23 protein-coding genes are annotated in these 26,168 nt (G+C 32.0%); 8 read left to right on the forward strand and 15 right to left on the reverse strand.

The window, feature by feature from the left end:
• Positions 1–390 precede the first annotated feature (390 nt).
• From D9R05_RS07315 to D9R05_RS07340, 6 genes are all read right to left on the reverse strand, one after another.
• A complete protein-coding gene (locus tag D9R05_RS07315; protein WP_121666570.1) occupies positions 391–1,683 on the reverse strand; it encodes a WG repeat-containing protein in 1,293 nt (430 codons plus the stop codon).
• 6 nt (positions 1,684–1,689) lie between these two features.
• Positions 1,690–2,865, reverse strand: coding sequence for a WG repeat-containing protein (locus D9R05_RS07320; RefSeq protein ID WP_240462992.1), 1,176 nt, complete (start codon positions 2,863–2,865; stop codon positions 1,690–1,692).
• Between the two features lie 6 nt (positions 2,866–2,871).
• Positions 2,872–3,858 (reverse strand): WG repeat-containing protein, encoded by a 987-nt coding sequence (locus tag D9R05_RS07325; RefSeq protein ID WP_121666571.1) that lies wholly within the window; start codon positions 3,856–3,858, stop codon positions 2,872–2,874.
• Between the two features lie 54 nt (positions 3,859–3,912).
• Entirely contained in the window at positions 3,913–5,274 is a 1,362-nt protein-coding gene (locus tag D9R05_RS07330) for a hypothetical protein (protein WP_121666572.1), read from the reverse strand.
• A gap of 802 nt (positions 5,275–6,076) precedes the next feature.
• Positions 6,077–7,168, reverse strand: a complete 1,092-nt coding sequence (locus D9R05_RS07335; RefSeq protein ID WP_121666573.1) for a hypothetical protein — start codon at positions 7,166–7,168, stop codon at positions 6,077–6,079.
• Between the two features lie 301 nt (positions 7,169–7,469).
• Positions 7,470–8,369, reverse strand: a complete 900-nt coding sequence (locus D9R05_RS07340; protein ID WP_121666574.1) for an alpha/beta hydrolase — start codon at positions 8,367–8,369, stop codon at positions 7,470–7,472.
• Between the two features lie 401 nt (positions 8,370–8,770).
• On the opposite strand from D9R05_RS07340, the gene D9R05_RS07345 reads away from it, so the two are divergent.
• The 6 genes from D9R05_RS07345 (at position 8,771) to D9R05_RS07365 (ending at position 14,943) form a co-directional block, all read left to right on the forward strand.
• A complete protein-coding gene (locus D9R05_RS07345) occupies positions 8,771–9,220 on the forward strand; it encodes an MgtC/SapB family protein (protein WP_121666575.1) in 450 nt (149 codons plus the stop codon).
• Between the two features lie 326 nt (positions 9,221–9,546).
• Positions 9,547–9,717 carry a hypothetical protein gene (locus D9R05_RS15485; protein ID WP_205589277.1) on the forward strand — a complete coding sequence of 57 codons (171 nt, stop codon included), beginning with the start codon at positions 9,547–9,549 and terminating at the stop codon, positions 9,715–9,717.
• 215 nt (positions 9,718–9,932) lie between these two features.
• Positions 9,933–10,400, forward strand: coding sequence for a DUF2267 domain-containing protein (locus tag D9R05_RS07350; protein WP_121666576.1), 468 nt, complete (start codon positions 9,933–9,935; stop codon positions 10,398–10,400).
• A 43-nt stretch (positions 10,401–10,443) separates the two neighbouring features.
• Positions 10,444–11,607, forward strand: coding sequence for a baeRF7 domain-containing protein (locus D9R05_RS07355; RefSeq protein ID WP_121666577.1), 1,164 nt, complete (start codon positions 10,444–10,446; stop codon positions 11,605–11,607).
• A gap of 62 nt (positions 11,608–11,669) precedes the next feature.
• On the forward strand, positions 11,670–13,808 hold the full coding sequence (locus tag D9R05_RS07360; protein WP_121666578.1) for a catalase: 2,139 nt from the start codon (positions 11,670–11,672) through the stop codon (positions 13,806–13,808).
• A gap of 76 nt (positions 13,809–13,884) precedes the next feature.
• A complete protein-coding gene (locus D9R05_RS07365; RefSeq protein ID WP_162984920.1) occupies positions 13,885–14,943 on the forward strand; it encodes an AI-2E family transporter in 1,059 nt (352 codons plus the stop codon).
• Between the two features lie 6 nt (positions 14,944–14,949).
• Here the strand turns inward: D9R05_RS07365 and D9R05_RS07370 are convergent, their stop codons facing one another.
• A complete protein-coding gene (locus D9R05_RS07370; protein ID WP_121666580.1) occupies positions 14,950–15,558 on the reverse strand; it encodes an FMN-binding negative transcriptional regulator in 609 nt (202 codons plus the stop codon).
• A 549-nt stretch (positions 15,559–16,107) separates the two neighbouring features.
• On the opposite strand from D9R05_RS07370, the gene D9R05_RS07380 reads away from it, so the two are divergent.
• Both D9R05_RS07380 and D9R05_RS07385 read left to right on the forward strand, forming a co-directional pair.
• The gene (locus tag D9R05_RS07380) at positions 16,108–16,632 is read left to right on the forward strand and encodes a DUF421 domain-containing protein (protein ID WP_121666582.1); all 525 of its coding nucleotides are present in this window, start codon (positions 16,108–16,110) and stop codon (positions 16,630–16,632) included.
• 80 nt (positions 16,633–16,712) lie between these two features.
• On the forward strand, positions 16,713–17,243 hold the full coding sequence (locus D9R05_RS07385) for a hypothetical protein (protein ID WP_121666583.1): 531 nt from the start codon (positions 16,713–16,715) through the stop codon (positions 17,241–17,243).
• A gap of 4 nt (positions 17,244–17,247) precedes the next feature.
• Here the strand turns inward: D9R05_RS07385 and D9R05_RS07390 are convergent, their stop codons facing one another.
• The 8 genes from D9R05_RS07390 to D9R05_RS07425 form a co-directional block, all read right to left on the reverse strand.
• Positions 17,248–18,258: a helix-turn-helix domain-containing protein gene (locus D9R05_RS07390; protein ID WP_121666584.1), complete on the reverse strand. Its 1,011-nt coding sequence runs from the start codon at positions 18,256–18,258 to the stop codon at positions 17,248–17,250.
• A 71-nt stretch (positions 18,259–18,329) separates the two neighbouring features.
• The gene (locus D9R05_RS07395; protein ID WP_121666585.1) at positions 18,330–18,917 is read right to left on the reverse strand and encodes a DUF1989 domain-containing protein; all 588 of its coding nucleotides are present in this window, start codon (positions 18,915–18,917) and stop codon (positions 18,330–18,332) included.
• Positions 18,918–18,935: 18 nt separating this feature from the next.
• Complete coding sequence (gntA, locus tag D9R05_RS07400) at positions 18,936–19,592, reverse strand: guanitoxin biosynthesis heme-dependent pre-guanitoxin N-hydroxylase GntA (protein WP_240462994.1); 657 nt, start codon at positions 19,590–19,592, stop codon at positions 18,936–18,938.
• Positions 19,593–20,003: 411 nt separating this feature from the next.
• Positions 20,004–21,158, reverse strand: a complete 1,155-nt coding sequence (locus tag D9R05_RS07405; RefSeq protein ID WP_121666587.1) for a porin — start codon at positions 21,156–21,158, stop codon at positions 20,004–20,006.
• A gap of 537 nt (positions 21,159–21,695) precedes the next feature.
• Positions 21,696–23,081: an NAD-dependent succinate-semialdehyde dehydrogenase gene (locus D9R05_RS07410; RefSeq protein WP_121666588.1), complete on the reverse strand. Its 1,386-nt coding sequence runs from the start codon at positions 23,079–23,081 to the stop codon at positions 21,696–21,698.
• 264 nt (positions 23,082–23,345) lie between these two features.
• Positions 23,346–23,894: a type 1 glutamine amidotransferase domain-containing protein gene (locus D9R05_RS07415; RefSeq protein ID WP_121666589.1), complete on the reverse strand. Its 549-nt coding sequence runs from the start codon at positions 23,892–23,894 to the stop codon at positions 23,346–23,348.
• Between the two features lie 98 nt (positions 23,895–23,992).
• Positions 23,993–24,967, reverse strand: a complete 975-nt coding sequence (locus D9R05_RS07420) for a YihY/virulence factor BrkB family protein (RefSeq protein WP_121666590.1) — start codon at positions 24,965–24,967, stop codon at positions 23,993–23,995.
• Between the two features lie 77 nt (positions 24,968–25,044).
• Entirely contained in the window at positions 25,045–26,091 is a 1,047-nt protein-coding gene (locus D9R05_RS07425) for a hypothetical protein (RefSeq protein WP_121666591.1), read from the reverse strand.
• Positions 26,092–26,168 lie beyond the last annotated feature (77 nt).

Here is a 26,168-nt window from a genome sequence, read left to right on the forward strand (position 1 = left end):
ATAATTTATTATCGAAATACCCAATAATAAGTATTTTTCAGCTTGTTGCCAACGGCTGTCTGTCTTAAAACTACCTAATTAGTGGTTGAAAATAGTTATAATTTAGTTTCAAACCAAAAACTAGGATCAACCCGTTTTTTATCTTCCAGATTAGTCTCATCTGTATTTTGGGGCTTTATATACGCTAAACATATGCTTATAGTGACTGTTAAGTCAAGTTAATTATTTTCTCAATAATGGTGTCGCTTATTGGCGATTAACCCTTGTTGGCAACTGACGTTTGGAAATCTTAATTAACATAAATCATCTTATCTTGATTTTATTTCACAAAATAATGAATTAGCCTTTAAATTTATTCAATAGATATACTATCGATTTTATTAAATTAAATTATCTTACCTCATTACCCGTTTTATTAATATAGAATTCTCTACCGTTTAATCTAACTCGCGCGAATCCATCTTTAAAAATATGTACAAAATCGTATTTAATAGGTATAACTATTTTACCAGTTTTGTCTATAAACCCATACTTATCATTCAATTCAACTCTAACCAAACCATCTGAAATTGCCGAGAAATAATCATAACTTCTAAATGAAGATATTTTTCTACCATTTTTATCTATAAAACCCATTTTATCGTTTACTTTAACGAATGCTATTTCATCTTTAAATGGATGAGCATATTGATATTCAAATGGAATTATTGTATTACCATCTTTATCGATGAAACCGAATTTTTGATCAATTGCAACGGGTGCTAAACCTTCTGAAAATCCATTTGCTGCATCGTAAATTAATGGAATTACTATTTCTCCAAGTTTGTTTATAAAACCAAATTTCCAATCAAGTTTAACGAGTGCTAAACCTTGCGAAAATGATCCATTATGATGCCATCCAACATGATCATATCTAAAAGGAATTACTGTTTTTCCATTTTTATCTATAAAGCCATATTTGTCATCCGAGCCAACAACGGCCAAACCTTCTGAAAAGCTATCTGCAGAATCATAACTTACAGGTATCACTGTTTTTCCTGTTTTATCTACAAAACCATATTTGTTATTTAACATTACCAAGGCTAATCCTTCTGAAAAATCTTTAGCATAATCGTATTTAATTGGTATAACACTTTCACCAGTTTTATCAATAAAACCATATTTGTTATCTAATTTAACAAGGGCCAAACCTTCTGAAAATGAATTAGCTTCATCATACTTACTTGAAGTTAGAATTTTACCATTCTTATCCATAAATCCAAATTTATTACCCATTATAAACTTGAATAATTCGTCTTCAAATATTATTTTTTCGGAATTAGTATTACTACTTATGTCTGAGACAAGGTTTAGCATTTCCATATAATCCGAATGGCTTTCATCGGCCATTTCAAAATAATTATTAATATGATTTTTGGCATTAAAGAAGTTACCATTATTATGCCATATTTTTACATACATGCTTTCTATTTTTGCATTAGTGCTGCCAAGATGCTCTACTGTTTTATAAAGATTGTTTAGAGATGCAGCAGTGTTGCCTTCGCTATAGTTTTTCTGGGCTTTTAAAAAATAGGATTTTGCCATTACCTCTTCACTTTGGGCGTGGGTGGGCTTTGAAACACTAACGCATAGGAAGATTAAAATACCTATGACTTTTTTAAACGTGTGATTTTTTATATACATAACAAATTATTTAATCTCATTGCCCGTTTTATCAATATAGAACTCTCTACCATTTAATTTTACATAAGCCAATCCTTCTGAAAATGACCCCGCAAGGTCGTATTTAAAAGGAATAACTATATTGCCAATATTATCTATAAAACCGTATTTATTATCCAGCTTTACCGGCGCCAATCCTTGTCTATAGGGCCCGGCTCCATCGTATTTAAAAGTAATTATCGTTTTACCTGTATTATCTATAAAACCATACTTTTCTTTGTGTTTCACATTTGCCAAACCTTCTGAAAATGAGTCAGCATAATCATATTTAAAAGGGGTGATAGGTTTTCCATTTTTGTCTATAAAACCATATTTATCATCCAACATGACACAAGCCAATCCCTCTGAAAATGAATCAGCCTTTTTGTATTTAAACGGGATGATTGTTTTACCTGTTTTGTCTATAAAACCGTATGTATTATTTAGTTCAACTTTTGCCAAACCTTCTGAAAATGATCCAGCAAAACTGTACTTAATAGGAATCACAATTTTTCCAGTTGTGTCTATATAACCAAATTTATACTTCAATTTAACCCTTGCCAAGCCTTCTGAAAAGGCATCAGTATCGTCAAAGGTATAAGGGATTACTGTGTTACGATTTTTGTCAATAAAACCGTATTTACCTTTATATTTAGCGCTAGCCAAACCCTCTTGAAAATTCAATTGTTCATTATCTAATTGATTCAAAAAGAATTTTTCAGCTTCAATTCTTTTCCTTTCAGCTTCTTCTCTTTGTGCAACCTCTTGTTTGAATTCTTCTTTCCTTTTTTGCTTGGCATCTATTTGATTTTTGATATCTACCACGAGACTTAACATTTCCATATAATCTGAATGGTTATCATCGGCCATATCAAAATAATTGTTAAGGTGTTTTTTGGCATTTAGGTAATTATTACGAGCAATCCATATTTTTACGTACAGGCCTTCTATTTTGGCATTGGTGCCCTTTAGATATTCCACCGTTTTGTCAAGGTTGGTCATCGCGGTAGCAGTATTGCCCTCGCTATAGGCTTGTTGCGCCTTTAAAAAATAGGATTTCGCCATAACTTCATCGCTTTGGGCGTGGGTAGGCTTTGAAACACTAACGCATAGGAAGATTAAAATACCTATGACTTTTTTAAACGTGTGATTTTTTATATACATAACAAATTATTTAATCTCATTGCCCGTTTTATCAATATAGAACACCCTGTCATTTAGTTCTACTTTAGCCTTGCCTTCTGAAAATGACCAAGCATAATCGAATTTAATAGGGATTATTATTTGTCCAGTATTATTCAAATAACCCCATTTACCTTCTAACTGGACTAATGCTAAACCATCTGTAAATGATCGAGCACTCTTATATTTAAAGGGAATTACCGTTTTACCAGTTTTGTCTATAAAACCATATGTGCCATCCGATAAATTACCTAATTTGACTGGTGCCAAACCTTCTGAAAAACTATCAGCGTCGTTATATTTAATAGGTATTACTAGTTTACCGTTTTTGTTTATAAAACCACTTTTATAGTCTATAAGAACTTGTGCCAAGCCTTCTGAAAATGACCAAGCTACATCATATTCAAAAGGAATGACCGTTTGCCCCATTTTATCTATAAAACCGAATTTATGATCTAACATGACTAGTGCCAAGCCCTCTGAAAATGACCAAGCCTTATCAAATTTAAAAGGAATTATTGTGCTGCCGGCTTTGTCAATGAAGCCATATTTGTCTTTGTATTTGACTCTTGCCAGGTTTTCGGTAAAATTCAATTTTTCAATATCCAAGTTTTTTAGAAACGTTTTTTCAGCTTCTATTTCAGAATTTACATCCGCTACAAAGGCTAGCATTTCCATATAGTCCGAATGGTTTTCCTCGGCATTGTCAAAATAGTTGTTAAGGTGTTTTTTGGCATTTAGGTAATTATTATTGGCAACCCATATTTTTACGTACAAGCTTTCTATCTTGGCATTGGTGCCCTTTAGATATTCCACTGTTTTGTCAAGGTTGGTCATCGCGGTAGCAGTATTGCCCTCGCTATAGGCCTGTTGCGCTTTTAAAAAATAGGATTTTGCCATAACTTCATCGCTTTGGGCATAAGTAGGCTGAATACAATTGCCTAGTAGGCACATAAAGAGTAATACTTTGTTCATACTAATTTTTATTTAAATATCTGTTTTGCAGTTTTATATGGTATATCTTTTATATTAATCCCAGAAATCATCATCTTTTTTGGATTTTGCTTTTGTGTTAGTCTTTTGGCTACCCCAAAAGTCTTCGCTGTTACCGGTTTCGGTCTGCTTTTTACCAAAATCGATCTGTTTTTCTATGGTAACTTTTATGTAATTATTTTGAGCGGAGCTGTAAAGTTGGTCCACTTGGGTTTGTAACTGCTCATAACTACTATACACTCCGTGGGTACTGAGGTTATTTAAGCTTTTTTGCGTCTTTATTTTTTTTATCACCTCTATTTTATAGGGCAACTGATTATCTGTGTTTTTGTAAAGAGTTACAGGGATGATTTTTATGGTTTCGTTCCCCATTTTACTTACAAAAAGGACATAGGCTTGGGGATGTTCAAAAAACAAAGGGATTTTAACATCGGCTATACTGCTTAAAAAATTGCTTTTGGCGTTTTCAATCCTTTTTTCTTCTGCTGCCTGTCTTTTTCGTTCTTCTTCTTTAAGTCGACTTGCTTCACGTTCTCTTCGGTCTCTTTCTTGCTGACGTTCAATTTCCTGCCATTTTCTTTCTTGCTTGTTTCGAATGTTTTGATATTGACTTTCAAATACATCACTGATATAGTTGCTGGCTTGTTGCTTATTGGCCATCGTTTGTTCATATTGTCGCTGGCTTGCTGCTACTCTTCGTTGTACTTCGGCTTCTCTAGCTTTTCGTTGTGTTTCTCTTTCTCTTTCAGCTTGCTGGGCCTCACGTTGCCGTTTTTGGTATATGGATTCTTGTGATTGGTTATTTTCAGTATAACCATCACTCTGCCCGCTTGAGGTATGCGCTGTTTTATCTGATACGATACTTAGTGTGTGGGTTTTGGATTGTTCTTTTTCGTGTAATCGGTTAATTTCTGCTCGTTTATGAGCCACATCCTGTTCTGTAGCATTAACATTGTTGTTCATTCCAAAACGTTGATTCATTTCTTTTAGAAGCCCAATGACTTGTTCATTGTACCCTATGTATTCTTCCAAAAAGGCAATTTTAGCTTGCTTCTTTGTATCAAAATTGGAGTCGTCGTCAGTCAAACTTATTTGATATGCGTTTCTTTTGGCCTTATTAGCTTTGTCTATTAACGCATCTCTTTGCGCATACATATTATCAATTTCTGCTTGCATTTTTCCTTTGCTAGTTTCCATGGCTGAACTGTGTTTGCATTTGCATTTGGCATAGGCACTACCAGTTTCCTGAGCAACGTCGCACCAGCTTTTTCCATCTGGCAAAACAATACTTCCGTTTCGGTCAGGATCCAAGAGGTGCTCACATGGGTCGCCTTGACCAAACACTGAATAACCAAGTAATAGTAAGAGGATAATCGAAAAGATTTTTTTTTGATGCATAACTAATAGTTTTTTTGAACAAGATGTTTAAAGAACAAGCTGTCTCCAAATTGAAGTTGGTTAAAGGCTTCGTTGTAGTTTGATATTTACAAATTTATTGAAAAAAAACAGCTAAAATCAGTTCTTTTTAACCATGATGCCAATATTTTATATATGAGCTGTGGCGTGTCTCGGGAATTTTCGAGATAAACGATAGCCAAACTAAAATTGGCAAGATGCATCTTTGTGATTAAAATTTTCAAAAATATAATAAAGAACTGATTTTCGAAATACCCATAACGAGGTATTTTTTAGTTTGTTGCCAACGTGTTTCTTTAGTTTGTAATGAATAACTTTAACATAGAAAAAGAGGAGAACTACAACGTGTTTTAGAGTTACAGTTGCACGATACACCAGTCCTCTCTTTCTATATAGGTGCAAAGAACCATTCGGAATACCAGGATTTAATCCCCCGATAAAGGAAGTAGTTTTTGTATCTATTTATTCACTCTAATTGTAAAAATATGAAAAACTATCAAGAAACCGTAGGAATTGATGTTTCAAGCTCAATTATATAAAAAATTCGTTAATGATATAAAGCTTGTAAAATGGGTTTAAAAAGTTGTAAAATACCTCCGAAGTATTTTACTGTTTTGAGAATACAGGCTACTTGAAGACGTCCTTTATAGCTCACTTTTAAAGAAACCAATTTTTACCTAAGGCTATGGAATCTAAGAATAAAAATCGCTAAAAACGGCTTATTATAATGAAGTATTCTTAAAATTTAGAGCTTGTGCAACGGTTATCGTGTTAGGCAACGTTTCTAATACTGCCCTCCTGTCAATTTTTTATCGACTACTTTCAAAACGAACTTATTATTTTCGTTTAGGATTAATTTATGTGTTCGTGTTAATATATATCTATCTCCATTTTTTTTAGACCTCAATAGAAGCCCAGAATGAAACTCATTTTCTGCGTCTTTTAATATTCCAAAACCTTTATAATTTTCCAAGCTATCAGGGATTTTGTAATTTCCGTAATCCTTAATCACTTCATTTGCATTCTTATTTATAACATCTATTGAATAATAAGCGCCATACTGTATTCCAGAAGTTTCATCTAATCTAACATAGATAAAATCATTATTATTTACTTCGAAACATTCAATTTCTCCAATATACGCTCCGCTAGTTTCTAAATTAAAAATCTCATATTTTTTTCCGTTTTCTTTTATATAAAACCTTAAAATTTCTGGCAATATTTCGTTGAAATTGGTAAATTTTACATCATATGATATTTCTTTATTATTTATTGTACATAATTTCTGAATTGTTTCTTGATTATCAATTTCATTACATTTATTAAAATTTTGATTAATAAAAGAATTTGAATTAGATACACTAATTTTATTATGATTGAAACTACCGCTCATAGGCTTTTCCGAGAGAAATGCTAATTGTTCAAATTCCATTCCTTCACATTCTACTATTTTAGTGGTCTTATTTTTAGACTGACATTTATTAATTCTTTTCCAATCAAATAAGTAATTACCTTCTAAATATTTGCCAAAATCAATAAAGTAATCATTATCATAAGTCATATTAGTAATTGTCAAATTCATTGTGGATTTACTGACGATGTTTTTAAGTTGAATAACCAACTTTTGAATCCCACTATTTGTTGGTAATACCACTTTTAAAGTGTTTTTCGAAAATGCATTTTTCTTTAATAAACCTCCAGGATAATGAATGAAATTTGGTTTTTCAAGAAAGTTTAATTCATAGTTAGAATTACCATTAGAAAAATTCAAATCATCAAAATTTATTTGAATTTCAAATTTTCCACATAGACATTGTCCGTATGAATTAGGCAAGCTTAAAATAATTAAAAATATTATTAGAAGTATTTTTTTCATAATGTTGCCTAACGGCAGTCTGTCTTAAAACTACCTGATTAGTGATTAAAAATACTTATAATTTAGTTTCAAACCAAAAACAGGTGTTATCCAGTGGACTTATCCCATATTTTGAGGGTTTATATACTCTTATAGTATCTGTTAAGACTGCCTGTATAACTTTTTGGTGAGCTAAGCTAATACCTATTCCCTATAGATAGTTAACCGGAAATCCTAATGATTATAAGAACCGGTTTAGTCAGCAAGGCGTTTATGTTGGGGCGTACCGACCACACAAACGCTAGTTATTGTAGCACGTTTTTTATTTACCAATAAATTCAATTCCATCGATTAGAGATTTTAAACCTGAAGTTGAATGATTTTCATTATCATAAATTTTCATTCCTACTTTTTGATTTTCAGATTTGTGTTCAGACAAATATTTTTTTAGCCATTCCACATTTTCACGATAACCATTGGCATCATTTAATCCTGCTGTTAAAAACATAGAATTGAATATCAAATTGCCTTTTTTTTCGATTGTCTTAAAAATAAAATGTTGATCATACATTGTACTTGGACTTGCTGCAATATAATTATCAAATATCTCTGGTCGTAAAACAGCAAAAGATAAAGAACCTAAACCACCGAGAGAATGCCCAAATATTGTTTTTTGATTAAAGTTTATTTTATATTTTTCTTCAACTGACGGAATGAGTTCGTTATGAACGAAGTCAGCAAATTCATCGAATTTTCCAGTGCTCGAATATAAATCCTCAAAACCTTTTTCAATTTTAGTTGTATCTTTTGTTGGCGTATAGTAAGTCCATCTACTTTCTCTTGTGCTTGGAAGTGAAATAATTACTGTAGGGCTTATTTTATCACCAAATTCATAAAGTGAAGTAAGATTCTTTGCAATTCCAGAATAATCATCTCCGTCCAACAAAACCAATAAACTTAAACTATCTTTTTTTATTTCTAAATTTTCCGGCAGAATTATTTTATACTGTATATTTTTTTTGAGGCTTTTAGATTGAAAGGTTTCTAATTCAGATAATTTTATATTTTCTTTTTCAATCTCAGATTTTGTTGAATCATTACAAGATATTATTAAGATTGATAGTAAAAGAAATATTATTTTATTCATTGATTTTGCTTTTTTAAATGCACTACAACGGGAGTCTATCCCTAAAATTCTTGATTTGTGATTGAAAATACTCATAATTTAGTTTCAAACCAAAACCGTTTTATTTTCCTCTACTTTTTTGAGGTCCCTAAAAATCAGTAAATTTTAGCTTTCGGATAGCCCTTCTTCCTACTAAAATAGAATTTTACGTCTTATTTAACATATATTTTAACGCGTTATAAACGTACTTATTTAGGTTACTTTAGTAATTTTAATTGAAGAGAAATTACAACTATGTTGTGCTTTTATTGATTAAAGAGAGGTTCAGCATTCAACATAAAAGAATGAATAATGATAAAAGTAAAACAATACCCGCGCTATAAACGGAAAATTCTTCCACCAAAGAAGAGCAGCCTACTAAGCAAAGGGAAGGTAACGGCTCTTTAGCTATACACTTATGGCGAAAGTTTAAAAATATATTTTTTACTAGATAGACAATGGAACTAGAAATAGATATAATAGAATCTTTATTAAGAGGCGGTAGTGCTATTGTTTCCGGGATATGTATGGGGTTAGAACGGCAAATAAAAGGGAAAGCGGCCGGACTAAAAACAAATATTCTTGTTGCATTGGGAGCCACTACCTTTATTATTATTTCTAATTTATATGCACAGCACGAAAACACAGATCTTACTCGGGTATTAGGTCAGATAATTGTTGGAGTTGGTTTCTTGGGAGCGGGGGTTATTTTAAAACAAAAAAGTTCAGAAAAAATTTGGGGCCTTGCTACTGCGGCTACAATTTGGTGCAGTGCTGCAGCCGGATGTTTGGCAGGTCTAGGCATTTATGATACTTTACTTGCCTTTACCCTTATGGTGGTGTTTGTAAATCTACTTTTTGGGTATTTCGGAAAAAAAGTAAATGATATTTCTAAAAATGGAGATTAAACTTTTAACGTGCTCCCTGAAGTAAAAGCAAGGGTTTCAACAATACTGTTCGTTTAGGAGTAAGTTACTTTTAACTACTTTAGCTCATTTATGCTTAAAAATACTTATAATTTAGTTTCAAACCAAAAACCAAACCCCAAAGTTTTTTAAAACCTTACGGACCATTGGCTTAAGCTTAGCCGGAATCGGCGGCACAATTGTAGCAGCCCCCGTTGCCTTACCGAGTATTATAACCACCATAGCCGGTTATTTTACGGTTGCCGGAGGGGTGCTCAGCGGGGTAAGTCAACTGACGGTTGATGATAAAGCTAAAAAACCGAAAAAGCATGAAGAATAATCTTTTTATCTCAGGCACCGCGGGAGGAACACTTTGCAGTATTTTGCCGGTCTTGAGTTCTGAAGATATTCTGAAAACCATCATTCTTGCTGCAATTGGCTCAGTGGTTAGTTGTATGGTCAGTTTTCTTATCAAAACCTATTGGAAGAAAGACGAGTAAGTCGATTATAGACTGAAGTTAGTAAAAGGGCTGTCTCTTAGAGGCGGTCCTTTTTATCTTGTAGAATAAATTAGTTGCTGAACTTTATAATGCGATCCACAAAAACATTAATACTATCAACACTTTAACAAAAAGTTTATTTTTTTTAACAGTAGGATCTTTATAAATTTAATACAAACAATAATTAATTAGGTTATTTTTTAACAACTCGTATTATGAAAGACACTTCCTTAACTTTTCACCCGTATACAGAACCGGCTCAAGATTATTTACAAGAAGTTTGTGAACAGTTGGGTCATCCACAAGAACAGAAACGCGTGATGCGTATTTGGCGCTCTGTCATGCATACTTTTAGAGATCGGTTTCCATTAGAAGGTGCTTTTTTAATAATTTCTCCTTTACCGGTTATTTTTCGAGGAATATATACAGAAGATTGGGATATCCATAAACATCCCGCTTTAACTTACACCTCCATAAAAGAAATGAAAACCCAAGTAAAGGAATTGCAAGCAGAATATGGCGAAGAAGCGTTTTCTTGGAATATTGCTACTGAAAAAATAATTGCTATTACTTTTTTTTCTCTACAGAAATTTATGAAAGAAGAACACTTAGATCATCTTCTTACCCTTTTACCAAATGAAATAAAAGAGTATTTGGAATCGGAGAGAAATAGTAATCAGTAATTTATTTCTACCAAATGATTTTTAATAATAAAAATATATAGCTATGACACAATTTAAAACAGATGATTTTAATGATTTGGCTTCTTACAATTCAAGTCTTTGTATCTCAATATTTCTCCCCACCCATACAAAAGGAAAGGAAGTATTAGAAAAAGAAAATAAAACACACTTAAAATCCTTATGGATCGAAATAAAGAAAGATCTTGATTCGGAGAAAATTTCTAAAGAAGAATACGCTTCGATGGAAGCTAAAATTTCCGACTTATTAGAAGATCCTCAGTTCTGGAGGCATCAAGATGCTGGATTAGCTATATTTATTACTCACGATTTTTTTAATTATTACCAAGTTCCTGTTCATTTTAAACCGGATTATTACATTTTAAATAACTTTTATTTACTTCCGCTTATCCCGCTGTTATCTACTCAAAAAGAGTTTTATCTTTTAGACTTAAGTCTAAAGGATGTAGCTTTTTATAAAGCTTCAAAACAATATATAGAGGCAATTGAAATTGAAGATCTCACCCCTGATCGTTTAGAAGATCGTGTAGGTTTTGATTATAAAGAAAAAAGCTTACAAGCCAGAAGTTTATCTAGTGGAAATGAGGAAACGCAGTTTCATGGACACGGAGGAAGTAACAGAAATGAAAACGTAGAGATCAAACAGTTTTTTAGCGCTGTTAATGAAGGGCTGCAAACTTATATAAACTCAACACAAGAGATCCCGTTAGTGGTGGCTTGTGATAATCATTTATTTCCCATATACCAGGAAGCAAACACCTATACTTATTTATGGGAAAAACCTGCCCCGATGAGTTCTACACACAAGGAAAAAGAACTTTTAGAAAATGCATTAACAGTCATAACTCCTTATTTAAATGAAGAAGTAGAAACAGCCTTAACACAATATACCTCTTTACCTCCCAGCAATACCTCCAGTGCTATCCAAGATATTTTGCCGGCTGCACATCAAGGTAAAATAGAAACCTTTTTTATTACTAAAGGAAAAGAAATTTGGGGCAACTATGATTCCATGAAACAAAAAGTTGAAATTAGTGAACATTCAGTTGAAGAAGGAAACACTAACCACATTCCTTTATTAAATACTGCTGCCATAGAAGTTTTTAATAAAGGCGGAAAAGTTTTTTTGGTAGAAAGCTGGGATATTCAAGAGGATAATCAACCCGCTCATGCTATTTTCAGGTATTAAGATTACTGAAGACATTCATTTATTTTTCAAACTAATTATTAACTTCTTTTTAAATATACATTATGAGTAATTCAAATCAACCGCAGCCTTCCTCTACCAAATCTGATGATTTACAAAAAAACATCGAAGAAGGAAAAGACAAAACAATGACGACCAACCAGGGAGTTAAAGTTAACGACACTAATAACTCCTTAAAAGTTGGCGAACGTGGCGGAACGCTTTTAGAAGATTTTATTTTACGCGAGAAAATAACCCATTTTGATCACGAACGCATTCCTGAGCGGATTGTTCACGCTCGTGGTAGTGGCGCACACGGTTATTTCGAATTGTATAAAAGTCAAGAAAAATATACCAAAGCACGAATTTTTAATGATACCAACCGCAAAACACCGGTATTTGTACGTTTTTCTACGGTGGCAGGAAATAAAGGATCTGCCGATTTAGCGAGAGATGTACGTGGATTCTCAACCAAATTTTATACAGAAGAAGGTGTATTCGATTTAGTGGGAAATAACATGCCTATTTTCTTTATTCAAGATGCGATGAAATTTCCGGATTTAATACATGCTGTAAAACCAGAACCCGATCGTGATATTCCACAAGCTGCCTCGGCACATGATACGTTTTACGACTTTGTATCGTTAACCACGGAAACTTTACATAATCATATTTGGGTAATGAGCGACCGTGCCATTCCTCGAAGCTATAGAATGATGGAGGGTTTTGGAATTCATACGTTCCGGTTAATTAATAAAGATGGAAAATCTCACTTTGTTAAATTTCATTGGAAACCCTTATTAGGAGTTCATTCTGTAACTTGGGATGAAGCTGTAAAAATACACGGTGCCGATACCGATTTTCACCGACGCGATTTATGGGATGCTATTGAAGCTGGTCATTACCCAGAATGGGAACTTGGTTTTCAAATAGTACCCGAAGAAGATGAGCATAAATTTGATTTCGATTTATTAGATCCTACAAAATTAATTCCCGAAGAAATGGTGCCGGTGCAACGTATTGGTAAAATGACCTTAAATAGGAATCCTGATAATTTCTTTGCTGAAACCGAACAAGTAGCTTTCCATCCGGGACATTTAGTTCCAGGTTTAGACTTTACTAACGATCCTTTATTACAAGGACGCTTATTTTCATATACCGATACGCAGTTATCACGTTTAGGTAGTCCTAATTTTCACGAAATTCCAATTAATCGTCCTGTAAATGAAGTTCACAATAATCAACGTGATGCTCATATGCGAATGACGGTAAATAAAGGGAAAACTGCATACTTCCCTAATTCTATAGGAGGTGGTTGTCCACATTTGGCAAAAATGGCAGAAGGTGGCTTTACTTCTTATGAAGAACGTATCGATGCTAAAAAAGTTCGTGAACGAAGCGAAAGTTTCAGCGATCATTTTAGTCAACCTGCTTTATTTTACAGAAGTTTAGAAGAATGGGAAAAAAATCATATAGTAGATGCTTATACTTTTGAGATTGGAAAATGTACCTATGATCATATTAAAAAAAGAATGTTATATGTAATTGCTGAAATAGATAAAGACTTAGCAAAAGAAGTAGGTAAAGGTTTAGGTATGGAAATTCCTAAAGAAATAGAAGAACCCGTAAATCAAGCAATTGGCGCAGATGCTGATGTTAAGAAACATCAACCCGGGAAAAAGAAAAATTACTTAGAAAAATCGGATGCTTTAAGTCAAACACATCTTAAAAGCAATAGTATTGTGAGCAGAAAAATTGCTATTCTTGTTGGTGATGGCTTCGATGGTGAAGCTACTATGAATATGAAAAAAGGCTTAGAAGAAAAAGGAGCAATGCCACAAATAATTGCAACCCATGGAGGAACAGTTAAATGTGATAAAAATAAAGACCATAAAGTTGATGCGGCTATTCTTACCACAGAAAGCGTTTTGTTTGATGCCTTTTATGTACCGGGAGGAGAAAAAAGCGTACAAGCACTTTTAGATGAACCTAAAGCAAAAAAGTTTATTAATGAAGCTTTAAAGCATTGCAAAGCGATAGCCGTAAGTAAAGAAGGTGAACAATTATTGGAGACTACCCACGGTAAGGATTTTAAAGATGATGATGCTATTTTCATCAACAAAAGCCCAGATAAATTTGCCAGAGCGATAGCTCAGCATCGAAATTGGGCACGCGAAGAAAAAGCAAAGAAAATCCCGGCCTAATAGGTTAAGAATTTATTCTATATAAAAGCTATGCATTTTGCATAGCTTTTATATATTTAATTTTCACATGATAATTATGAATATAAAGAACGAAGTATATTATAAAATTATCTCCGGATCTCTATTAATAATAGGCGGGTATTTTCTAATATTAGGACTTATAAAAGTAAAAGCTTTTTTAGCTCCCCTAGTAATTGCAGGTATTTTAAGTTTAGTCATTTATCCTCTTTGTAAAAAAATAGAAAAAAAACTTTTTAAATCCCTAGCTTGTGTACTTTCTGCTTTGCTGCTTTTTATTCTTTCGCTTGGCGTAGTGCTAATCGTTTATTATCAACTTCAGGGGTTTATAGAAGAATGGCCTTCCATAAAAGAAAACATGGCCCCTAAGATAGAAAGTCTTAAAGCTTTTATAATAGCAGAAACGCCTATAACGTCTAAAGATATTTCAAATCAATCGCTGAGTAAAATTGGTTCTCAAATAAAAAAACCAACCGATAAAATATTTGTTTTTTTAACTTCAACCGGTTCTTTTATCGGGAGTTACCTGTTAGTTTTTATTTATATTTTTTTTCTGCTTCGTTATAGAAAGCGGTTCTTACAATTTTTAATCAAGTTATTTCCTGCAAGACACAAAAAAGAAATAGAACATACTGCCAATCAACTTACCAAAGTAATTTCTGAATATTTAGTCGGAAAGTTATTTCTCATGGGGATTCTTGTTATTCTATATAGTGTCGGTTTAGGAATCTCGGGAGTAGATAATTTTATCTTAATAAGTCTTATTGCTTCTCTTCTTACCTTAATTCCTTATATAGGAAATGTAATAGGCTTTTGTCTCGCATTTGGCTATGGTTATTTAGTTTCAGGAGAAGTTAGTGTCCTTATCGGTGTGGTTATCACTTTTACGCTTTCTCAATTTTTAGAAAGTTATGTTTTACAACCCTATGTAATAGGAGGTCGTGTAAACCTTCATCCTTTTTTGGTTATTTTAATGGTTATTGTTTGGAGCGCTATATGGGGAATTGCAGGAATGATTTTAGCCGTACCTCTAACAGCTATTCTTACTACAATTATGTTGCATATTCCTAAACTTAAAATTGTAGGAGAATTATTTCAAAATAAACCGATTGACTAAAAAGTTTTAAGTTGTTTTCTCATTTTCCTTCTGAATAGCACATGCTAAACTTTTATTGTCTTCTTCTAAATGAGTGGTAATATTTTTGATGTCTTTTTTTGAAAAGTCTTGATGATATTTTGCAATAGCTTCAATTTTTGTGGGTCTCAACCAAAAACCGGTGATTTGTTGAAAATTATTTTTAATAATTTTCTCAGGAATATCATCATACAAAAGTGGGCATTTCTTCTCCTGTTCAAAGACCTTTAAAAGATTTCGTAAAGAACCCTCTAATTCTTCGGAAGTTTGAATCTGTACATTAGCATGCATATGCACTGCACTATAATCCCAAGTACTGATGTCTTTATTTTCATACCAAGAGGAAGAAACGTAACCATGCGCACCTTGAAAAATTAAAAACACTTCTGCATCATTTTTTAGGTATTTCAACATTTCGTTATGATTAGCGATATGACCATATAACAATAAATCTTTTGAACCTGCTGAAATTAATATAGGAATATGCGTAGCTGAAAATTTGGACTCCTTTATAATTAAGGTAGCAAAAGGATTATTTTTTATGATATCTTTTTGATACTGCTGATCAGTTTTTCGGTATCTTAAAGGTTTATACATTTCTTTTTTTTACTGAAGATAAGGCTAATTTATAAATCTAAAAATTAAATGCTAATGATGTTATTTTTGACCAGTATAATTGCCACTATTATAATGACTGCCTTCAGCTATATTTATTCTGAATTAAAAAATGAAAAGTTTAAGGAACCACAATTAATAAATATATTAATCAATCGGTATCCAAATATCAAAAGATCCATCGGTAAACGACATTTATTAGGCTGGATACTACATTTTTTAATCGGCTTTATTTTTACTGCTCTATTTTTTTAGTATGGAATAATACAACTCTTGACATTTCTTGGGCAAGCGGTTGCTTGTTGGGATTTATCGCAGGGATTATAGGCGTTTTAGGATGGAAAACTGCATTTTATATTCACCCGAATCCGCCCAAAATTAAGTTTTCAAAATTTTATCTTCAACTTATTGTCGCTCATATTTTATTTGGATTAAGTTGTGTGGCGTTCATTAAATTTTTTTAGCAATAAGATCCTTAATTTTTTTAACCAATAATAAAAATTTCTTTTTTAAACCTTAAATAAAATTATTATGATTCAAAAATTATTTACCATTTCTACCGAGAGTTTTTTCTTTATCTTTTTCTGTGCTGTAGGTATTTATTTCGCTATTATTCTATTCACAAAAATAGCCGGTAAACGAAGCTTTTCTAAAATGTCGAGTTTCGATTTTGCGATGACCGTAGCTATAGGTTCGGTTGTTGCTACGGTTATTTTATCTTCAACTATTAATTTAACGCAAGGCTTATTGGGTTTAGGTATGCTGTATATTTTACAAATGTCAGTAGCTTTATTAAGACGTTTTAATTGGATACAAAAAATAGTGGACAATAAACCCTTATTACTGATGGATGGCGAAAATATATTAGAAGACAACTTGCGGAAAGCTCGAGTAACAAAATCTGATTTACGTGCAAAATTAAGAGAAGCTAATGTAATTGAGTTTAGTGAAATTAAGGCGGTAGTTTTTGAAACGACCGGTGATATTTCTGTACTACATACTACAGAACCCTCAAAAGATTTAAATGATTTTTTAATGAAAGATGTGGAAGTATAACAACTTTTTTTCATTCGTGTTAATGTTTTTATTAATAGAATTAACCTAAATAATAAGTTTTAAAGTTCTTTGCTTAAAAAATGGATAGATTCAGTAGAAATTCTCTTATAGGCGGTATTGCAGCTACTATTATTACTTCTACCGGAATGATTTTAATGGGCCATGTTTCTGGCTTGGAGGCCAAAGATTTAATTACTTCCTCCTTACCGCGTCTAAATACTTTTTTTAATACTGTAGTACTTGCTTCTGCAACTATTTTAACATTATTGCTTACAATTACCAATATAAGTCACGGTTCAAAATCTACTTTAAAAAAAACTTATTATATAAGAATTTTAAAAATAGCAAAGTTAGACGCTACGGTATTTATTATTAGTGTGATAACATTCTTACTTATGAATAATCCGCTTACAGAAGCTGAAAGTATTCATACAAGTTATTATAGCTATCTTTACTATATTTGGTCTTCAATTTCGAGTATTGTTTGTGGAGCAATTGTGGCGGTAATTATCATGCTTTATTATACCATTACTACACTCATTTCAATCGTAGGTCTAAATAAAGACGATCATCCTCTTATACATAATGAAGACCCTGGGGAAAATGTTTAATTTTTTATTTGGAATTTAAATAACTACTTGGGGCTATTTTGTATTTTTCTTTAAATATTTTAGAGAAATAGCTTCTACTGGATAGCCCTATTTCATACACAATTTCACTTATATTTTTTTCTCCTTTATCAAGTAATTTTAAAGATAATTCTAAGCGTTGATTTTTTATATACTCATTAATACTTTGCTGATGTTTTAATTGAAAGCCTTGTTGTAATTTTTGTTTATTTAATCCAAACTTTTTTGAAATTTCATCTATGGTATCAATATTCATTAAATGATCATTAATATAGTCTTCTACATCATTTACAACCTCAAATTCACTTTTACGAAGAATGTTTTGTTTCTTATCTTGTTTTATATCATCTTCATATTGAGCAAGCATTAAAGAAAGTGCTTCTAAGGCTTTTGCTCCCAAAAAATTTACTCTAATAAGGTTATCTTTTTCAAACTCTTGAATATCTTTAATTACTTGCGCTAAATGTAGACTGTAATTACTTCGATAGAAGACCTCTCTTATACCTTCTACATCAGCAAAAATCTTATAAAAGTAATAAGGAATCTCTTCAAGTTTGTAATTAATATGTTCCTTAAAAGCTTTTCTATCAATTTCTACAACTTGAAAATTGAATGCTTCATTAGTTGGAAATTTATAAATATGTCCGTAATGATAGTAGGTAGAAATAATAGCACTTTGATATTTCTGTATTTTTCTACGTTCGCTATCCGGTTTAATCGAGTGTATTAAACTCCCCTCTTGACAGTAGATAAATTTTAAAGGATGTACTTTTTTACTGGTAAAATTTAGCACCACCTGTTTTATGAATTTACCTTTAAATTCCAATAAGCCAACTCCATTAGGAAAATTTATGCCTTGTATAAATCCTTCTCCTAAGTGTTGTGGTATATCTAATTTATATTCAGAAAGATGTTCCGTTAAGGAAGTTTGAAACTGTACAGATAGTTCACTTAATATTTCTGAGACGCTAATTCCTTCAATAGTAAATACTATCATCCTTACAAGTATTTTGTATTTTTAAATTTACACAGAAAGCTGTTATAGCATTCTTTAAAAAAAGTTAAGGTTTATTTTTCTGAAGATGAAATAGTGTAATGAATAGGTTTAAAACTTCCATTGTTACTATCTTCTGCGGAACAAGCAGTAAGTCCCACTACTAAATCCATCAATGCTTCAAAACAAACATAATCGCCGGATTTACTGGTAGGAGGATCCACACTTAAGCTCCCAGTTGAAGAAAACTGAACATTCATGAAAATATTAAAAGCTGTAGGAATATCATCGGGTTCAATACCAAATTTTTCTAAATTTTTAGTAAGATTTTCAAAACAGCTAGGATGATAATACTCGTTCTTATACATAATCTGAAAAGTTTCAGGACTACAAGGTGCAAGTAAAAAATCATTTCTTCCGTTGGTATCTTCCAAAATCTTCATCATTTTTTGACTTCGATTACTCCATAGAAAATTACCTTTTGTAATGAGTAGATTTTCTTCAAAATCAAGTGTTTTACCAGAAGAAATTTTTTCTCTTAAATCCTTTGCGTTAAAAAGTACCATATCACTTACCTGTTCACCTTCCGGATCTATTACCTTTAATATATCTCCTTTTTTTAATCTAAAGGCTGTACCAGTCTGCTTTTCTATTATTTTCATGCGTATAAAATAAAATTATTAGTGAAATGGACATTTCCAATCTTTATCAACCTCTCTCCCACTATATTGCCTTGCCTCACTATTCTCTCCAAAATCTTCTAACATAGGATTAATATAGCCCTGAAGTTTTTCATCTCTCTTACGAATTCTATTTTTCACAGAAGTATATTTACCCATTTCTCTCAACTTTTCAAATTGTTGATGAAGGTTAAAAACTATAGTGGGATAAGGACTTTTTCTAGCTAATCTACTACTATTTGGAAACATTCCTACAATATAAAAAGCTCTGCCGCACAAACTAAAACTAAAATTTTCATGCTCAGGATCAGAGTTAACGCTGGGGTCCCAACTATAATGATCTAATTCTGAAAGCATCTTTAATTGTTTCCATAGAGATTTTTCAAATTCACTTTCCGAAAGGAATTCATCTTTTGAAAAAGTGGCTATAAAACTTTTAAAATTCTTAGAATTAAAATCATAATTCTTTATATATAATTCTAGATCATTCAATAACCCATTTGTGCTATGTATATTCAGCATAGCCTCATAATCATTTATAACAGCATTGTTTAAACTGAATACGCTTTGAGCCATTATGCAGGGATGATTATTTTCTAAAATAAATTTATCAAATTTACGTTTTAAGTCCATAGTTTCCATAGCTTTTTTTTTCAAAGTTCCCCTATTTACATTACATTAAATGCTATAATTGATTTTTTATTTGTCCCAAATGAACTAAAAATCTTAAATTATTATTAATTTATCAATCATTACACAAAATTTACTGTAATCAATTATAGAATTACAAATAATCAACTAAATAAAACCAACACTTACTAAGCGTAATAATATTAACTTTATAAAAATCTCAACAGAATTTAAAGGATTACAATCAGAGATTTTAATGTAACTGATAAAGAAAAAACTTACGCTAATCTAACACAACAATGATGCTTGATTAGATTAAATTTACCTTATAAATAGAAAGCCTAGCGTAATTATTTGATTGTACCTAGTTTACATAAAACTTTCTTACAACATCAAATAAAAGTTCCTTTTTCACATCATAAAAAAGATTTCAAAAAATTATAATAATCGCAAAGGAGCTATAAAACCGACTCGTACTTCATTTTTATTGTAATTGGACACTCCTAGATTTTGGATAGCATAGGCTGTATAATCATAATACCGACCGATATATGCTAAAAAAAAGCGAACATCAATATCCTTAAATGGGCTATAATAAATGGTAGGAATTGCGCCATAACTGGTTCGCGTATGTTTCAATTCATCTTGAATGGTACCATAAGCACTGCTAGTCATTAGCGTTAAAAGACCTTTAAACTTTGGGCTAAAACGATATTCGGCTCTTAACCAATTTTCAACATACAAAACATTTTCAGCTACTTTGTCATCCCCAAGAATAGCCGTCATTACTCCTTTTGTATCTACTTCCTCATAGCTATAATCAAAATCGTACATCAAAGTAAGCCTATCGTGTTGGTAATTATGACCTAAAGTAAAAAAATAAGTTCCTTTATTTTTCACCTGATTGGAATAACTCATACTATAAATAGTTTGAAATTTTCCGTCAAAAAAAGTTCCTCGCCAGTTTCCTACAACCGCTACCGGCCATACAGGCTCTTCAATACCTTCTGCAACTTCATCTCCATAAAGGTCATCATAATGCATGGTACGCGAATTCAATATTTGTAAACCAAAATTATGGTTTTCTGCAGCTTGATGAGTAACTCCAGCTCCGGTTACATAAGCCAACACATTGGATTGAATATCATTATACTCAAGAACATCCATAGCACTAAATTGGTATTGATTTCCTCCATAAAACGCAAACATTTTTCCTAATAAGAGATTAAACGACTCATTGACTTTAACGTTGATGTAAGCTAGTTCTATATTACTACCTAGTTGATCTAGCGTTTGAACATCAGTTCCTCTATTAAATCGGTTTCTAAAGCGAAAGTCTACTTTTTCATGTAATTTACCAGAAATTCCAAGAGCGGTAAACCCATTTTGAAATTGTACCCCATTATAATAATTGTCATCACCCCTAAACGTATACCCTCTTAACTCCATGCGCATATCAAATGTGATATTTATATTTTTTAAGAGTTCCGTCTTTTCAATGGGAATTATAGGGTCACTCAAACTGTCGCTCTGCTGAGAGAAACCTAATAATGGAATTAAAAAAAATACACTTATAAAAACTGACTTTAGCATGAATAACAGGAATTAAAACTTTTATTTGCTGCACTAAGTATAATAAGTAGGCACACTTTTTAAATTACGTAAGTAAACTTACTAAAATTTTATCACTAGTAGAGATACATCCAACAGATCGATTCAATACCCTTAAACTCCAAATTAATATCTTTTTTAAAGAATAATTTTTTCAACTGAAAAATAAATTGCTTTTATTTTATGCAATTTTATGAACCAATAAGTAAAAGTAATTGAGTGATATTACGCAAGTAGAAAGTGTGCAAGAAGGTTTAGAATGTAATATTTTTAAGCATTTACTAGGTTGGTACCACAGCAAAAATAACAGTAAAAGAAGTTGTAGAATACATAAAAGATTCTAATGAAACAAAATAAACCACTTACAAATGTTTTAAGTTCGTAGTGGTTTATTTATAACTGTATTAAAACAACTCTTCTGGAATTTATAATGACCAGTTTATTTTAATGTATCTCTCCTATTCCTATTTAGATGAAATAATTTATTCGAAATAAATAAGAAATTATAAATGTTTTTTTTTAATTCAACTTCATAATCGATTTCGCATTCACAAATTCTTTTACACCAAAACCACCGTGTTCTCTACCATAGCCAGAATTTTTTACGCCTCCAAAAGGCATATCAGGCTGAGCAAGACCAAATGAATTGATAAAAATCATTCCTGTATCAAAATGTTTTTTTGCGATCTCTAGAGCTTTATTTTCATCTTTAGTAAAAATTCCTCCTCCTAAACCAAAACGACTGTCATTTGCAATACTAATAGCGTCATCTGTATCTCTAGCTTTTATTAGAGAAGCTACTGGGCCAAAAAGTTCATCATCATAAGCGGGTTGGCCAGGTTTTACATTTGCCAAAACTGTGGAAGGGTAAAAATAGCCTGTTCCTTCAGGTAATTTTCCTCCACAAAGAATTTCTGCTCCATTTTTTACGCTTTTCTCAACTTGTTCGTGTAATTCTTCACGTAAATCTTTTCGAGCCATAGGTCCCATTTTGCTGTCTTTATCAGTTGGATCGCCGTAAGTGATTCCACTCATACTTTTTACAAAAGCTTCTTTAAAGTCCTCATAAATCTTTTCAGTTACAATAAATCGTTTTGCCGCAACGCAAACTTCCCCATTATTATAAATTCTTCCTTGGGTACACATTTTCACAGCTTTTTCAATATCGGCATCTTCTAGAACTAAATAAGCATCATTAGAACCTAGTTCCATAACGCTTTTCTTTAACTCTGCTCCTGCTTTTTTAGCCACAACCTTACCCGCGTCTGGACTTCCGGTAAGTGTTACGCCTCGTACCCGATCATTTTCAATTACTTTATCAGATTGATCATGGTTAATAATAAGTACGCTAAATAAATGTTCAGGTAAACCTGCTTCTTTAAAAATTTTCTCTAATAAAAGTGCGGTTCCGGTAACGCTTTCGGCATGTTTTAAAAGGACTCCATTTCCTGCCATTAAGTTTGCAATTGCATATCTTATTACTTGATATGACGGAAAATTCCATGGTTGAATTCCGTAAATAACTCCTAAAGGAGAATAGGTGATTGTACCACTACCGCCATTAATTAAACTACGTTTTTCATCTTTTAATTCTTTGGGTGCATTTTCTGCCGTCCAATCACAAATCCCAGCACAAAGATCAACTTCTTGCTTACTGTGTTTAATTAATTTACCCATTTCTTGGGTCATTAACTCAACCAAGTCATCCTTGTGATTTTTTAAATTTTCACCAACACTTTTTATAATCTTGGCACGCTCCTCAAGCGATTTGGTTTTCCAAGTTAGAAAAGCTTGATGACAATTTTCGATGCTCGTATTTACTTGGTCTTGACTCATATACTTATAAGTCTTAATTTCCTGCTCTGTGGCAGGATTAATCGTTTTAAATTCTTTTTCGTTAGCCATAATTTATTTTTTTCTGAATTTAAAAAAATAGTACATCAGTCTATCACAAAACAATGTTATACTTAACTTTATAAAATGTTATTTGAAAGAATAAAAAATAAGTCAATAAAAAAGAGGCTGTCTAAAAAAGTCTATTTTGTCAACCTGAACTTGATTCAGGTTCTCATACTGGTTTGTATTTCAGCAATATGAGATTCTGAAATAAATTCAGAATGACACTTTTTTACTTTTTTAAGCAGCCTCTTTAATTGTATATTATTACTATTAAGCGTGTTGTAAATCGTGTTTACCTTCTTTTATTTCTTCAATTAATTTTGAATTAAAAGCAGGTAAATCATCCGGAGTTCTACTGGTTACAAATGCCTCATCTACTACAACTTCTTTATCTACCCAAAGCGCACCGGCATTTTCTAAATCTCTTTTTATAGATTTATAAGAAGTCATCGTTCTACCTTCAACCACGTCAGCATTAATTAATGACCAAGGGCCATGGCAAATAGCGGCAACTGGTTTACTTTGTTTAAAGAAGTCTCTGATAAAAACTAGCGCATCTTCATTGATTCTTAATTGATCGGGATTAATTACTCCACCGGGTAAAACCAATGCATTATATTGTTTTGCGCTTACATCGGTAATAACTTTATCTACAGAATATTCATTGGACCAATTTCCATCTGACCAACTTTTAATCTTTCCAGATTTTAAACTTACAATTTCAACTGTAAATCCTTCTTTTTCCATCGCTTCTTTAGGCGATTTTAATTCACTTTCTTCAAATCCATCTGTCGCGAGAATTGCAATTTTCTTTTTCATAGCTTTTTTCTTTTTTTGTTTGCTTAAAATTACAATTCATTTAAAAATCAGTGTATTAAAAATTTTATAAAGCTTTTTTTAAAGCCGTTAAACCTTTATTAAATATCTTTTTCATCATCTGGCGCTAATTCATCCAGCACTTTTTTCTTTTCTTTTATGTGTATTTTTCTTGCTTCTAACTCTTCTAATTCTTGATAAATAGCAGGTTCACTAAATCGATTAGGTGAAATATCTTCATTAGTCATCAAAGCATATTGAACTGTAAATTCGGCTCCAAAAAACATAATTAGGCACGTATAGAAAACCCAAAGTAAAATTAGAACAACCGATGAAGCACCACCATAAACAGAAGTCGGTTCACTCTGACCAAAATAAAAACCTAAGGCATATTTTCCGATTAAAAAAAGCAATGTTGTTAACGAAGCACCAATAATTGTAACTTTCCAACGGACTTTTATATCAGGAAGAAGCTTAAATACCGCGGCAAATAAAGCACCTATAAAAATATATGAAAGCAAAAAATTTAAAGCTTCAATACTGATGGATGTTATTCCCGGAGCAAAATTTTCGAATTTTTCACTTAAAAAACTAATCCCAGTAGAAATTACTAAGGAAATTAAAAGCATAAAACCGATAACGAGAATCATTCCAAAAGAAATAACTCGATCAATTAATACACGCTTAAAAGATTCTTTTTTTACGCGTACACTCCAAATTCTATTCATTGCTTTTTTTAATTGAAAAAAGGCTCCGGTAGCACCAAATAACAAAATGGCAATCCCTATAATTATTGCTAAAACAGAGCCGCCATCTAGCATCGCATTATTAATCATGGTTTCTATAGCCTTTGCTGTATCTGCCCCGGTTAGTCCTCTAATTTCTGATGTTATTTTTGTGCGTACTTCTTGCTGATCGAAAAAATAACCTGCGATTCCAACTACAATTACTAATAAAGAAGGTAAAGAAAAAAATGTGTAATAAGCAATTACGGCACTTTGTTCAAATGGATTATTTTTCATCCATTGCTTGTAAGTTTCTTTAAAAAGTGAACTATATTTTTTAATAATTTTCATAGCTAAAAATAAAAAATCCCGACATAAAAATGACGGGATTTAATACATTCTTAATATTATTTTTCTAATTTTTTAAATTAGTCTTCCTCATGAAAATAAAGAGAATTAGCTCCGCTTAGTATATTATTGACAGATGGCGCTATATCGCCTCCTGCTTCATAATCAGAGTTAGAGAAACCTAATACTCTACCGCCGCCGTTAGCAACTTCAGCAATAAAAATAGTTCTTGTTTCCTCATCGTAAGCAACATCTACAGGGTTTCCTAAAAAAGTACTTGCACCTGCAATTCTGGTTTGTTCTCCAACAGCTAATATTTCACCATTTGCAGTAGCATTTAATTTTGAAGTAGCATTAGTAATTACGTGAAAACCACCATCTGAATCTGAACTCGCATCACCGATATCTGTCATTACCAATACATCATTATCATCGTCGTAGGCAATACCATGCGTTCTATTAATTCCTTCAATAGTTATTGTTTTAGTAGCCATTTCTGTTGTAGTTTCTGAAAAACTTGCTGCAAAATTTTCGAAAATTGCTAAGTCACTTGTTTTATCTACAACGGCTAGAAGATCATCGTCTTTAAAAGTAATTCCCCATACCGCGAAATCTACAGTGATTACGTTTCTAAGAGTTAAAGCATTTGCTGTTTTTGTGTAAACAAAAAATCTTCCGTCTGCAGTATTTTCATCTCCATCAACATCTGCGTTGTCGGCAATAACTACAATATTATCGTCTACTGCAATTTTTCTTGGGCTTTCTAAATCACTAGAAGAAGAAATTCCTTCTTCAACCTCCAGCGAAGAATCTTCTATGAAATTCATAATTCCTGTATAGGTATTTATTTGATTAGAGGATCTTGAAACTACATAAAGTTCATCAGAATCATCTTCATAGTAAACACCTTCATTAGAAGAACCTGACGTCTCAATTATTCGTTGCGTTGGTGTATCTGCAGAAAAGTCATATACATTTACATCTCCTGTATTACCGCTAGTTACATAAAGTTCTGCTCTTTCAGTTTCATCTGGAATATCGCTGGCAGAATTATCATCATCATCACTACAAGAAACGAAACTCGCTGCTGCTATTAAGCCTAAGTAAATAAATTTTGTCTTTTTCATAAATTTAAAATTAGTTTTTAATTTTTTTATTGATTTCAAACCTATGAAATATCTTTTCACTCTTAACTTAAAGTAAA

The organism is Mesonia aquimarina, from assembly GCF_003667275.1.
Lineage (GTDB): Bacteria > Bacteroidota > Bacteroidia > Flavobacteriales > Flavobacteriaceae > Mesonia > Mesonia aquimarina.

Bases quoted from the DNA above. Each gene is read 5' to 3' on its own strand.
- D9R05_RS07390 (WP_121666584.1), bottom strand. From the start codon at position 18,258: ATGATAGTATTTACTATTGAAGGAATTAGCGTCTCAGAAATATTAAGT.
- D9R05_RS07405 (WP_121666587.1), bottom strand. From the start codon at position 21,158: ATGCTAAAGTCAGTTTTTATAAGTGTATTTTTTTTAATTCCATTATTA.
- D9R05_RS07355 (WP_121666577.1), top strand. From the start codon at position 10,444: ATGACACAATTTAAAACAGATGATTTTAATGATTTGGCTTCTTACAAT.
- D9R05_RS07350 (WP_121666576.1), top strand. From the start codon at position 9,933: ATGAAAGACACTTCCTTAACTTTTCACCCGTATACAGAACCGGCTCAA.
- D9R05_RS07335 (WP_121666573.1), bottom strand. From the start codon at position 7,168: ATGAAAAAAATACTTCTAATAATATTTTTAATTATTTTAAGCTTGCCT.
- D9R05_RS07345 (WP_121666575.1), top strand. From the start codon at position 8,771: ATGGAACTAGAAATAGATATAATAGAATCTTTATTAAGAGGCGGTAGT.
- D9R05_RS07395 (WP_121666585.1), bottom strand. From the start codon at position 18,917: ATGAAAATAATAGAAAAGCAGACTGGTACAGCCTTTAGATTAAAAAAA.
- D9R05_RS07385 (WP_121666583.1), top strand. From the start codon at position 16,713: ATGGATAGATTCAGTAGAAATTCTCTTATAGGCGGTATTGCAGCTACT.
- D9R05_RS07370 (WP_121666580.1), bottom strand. From the start codon at position 15,558: ATGTATAAACCTTTAAGATACCGAAAAACTGATCAGCAGTATCAAAAA.
- D9R05_RS07410 (WP_121666588.1), bottom strand. From the start codon at position 23,081: ATGGCTAACGAAAAAGAATTTAAAACGATTAATCCTGCCACAGAGCAG.
- D9R05_RS07415 (WP_121666589.1), bottom strand. From the start codon at position 23,894: ATGAAAAAGAAAATTGCAATTCTCGCGACAGATGGATTTGAAGAAAGT.
- D9R05_RS07425 (WP_121666591.1), bottom strand. From the start codon at position 26,091: ATGAAAAAGACAAAATTTATTTACTTAGGCTTAATAGCAGCAGCGAGT.
- D9R05_RS07315 (WP_121666570.1), bottom strand. From the start codon at position 1,683: ATGTATATAAAAAATCACACGTTTAAAAAAGTCATAGGTATTTTAATC.
- D9R05_RS07320 (WP_240462992.1), bottom strand. From the start codon at position 2,865: ATGTATATAAAAAATCACACGTTTAAAAAAGTCATAGGTATTTTAATC.
- D9R05_RS07420 (WP_121666590.1), bottom strand. From the start codon at position 24,967: ATGAAAATTATTAAAAAATATAGTTCACTTTTTAAAGAAACTTACAAG.
- D9R05_RS07360 (WP_121666578.1), top strand. From the start codon at position 11,670: ATGAGTAATTCAAATCAACCGCAGCCTTCCTCTACCAAATCTGATGAT.
- D9R05_RS07340 (WP_121666574.1), bottom strand. From the start codon at position 8,369: ATGAGTATTTTCAATCACAAATCAAGAATTTTAGGGATAGACTCCCGT.
- D9R05_RS07380 (WP_121666582.1), top strand. From the start codon at position 16,108: ATGATTCAAAAATTATTTACCATTTCTACCGAGAGTTTTTTCTTTATC.
- D9R05_RS07325 (WP_121666571.1), bottom strand. From the start codon at position 3,858: ATGAACAAAGTATTACTCTTTATGTGCCTACTAGGCAATTGTATTCAG.
- D9R05_RS15485 (WP_205589277.1), top strand. From the start codon at position 9,547: ATGAAGAATAATCTTTTTATCTCAGGCACCGCGGGAGGAACACTTTGC.
- D9R05_RS07365 (WP_162984920.1), top strand. From the start codon at position 13,885: ATGAATATAAAGAACGAAGTATATTATAAAATTATCTCCGGATCTCTA.
- D9R05_RS07330 (WP_121666572.1), bottom strand. From the start codon at position 5,274: ATGCATCAAAAAAAAATCTTTTCGATTATCCTCTTACTATTACTTGGT.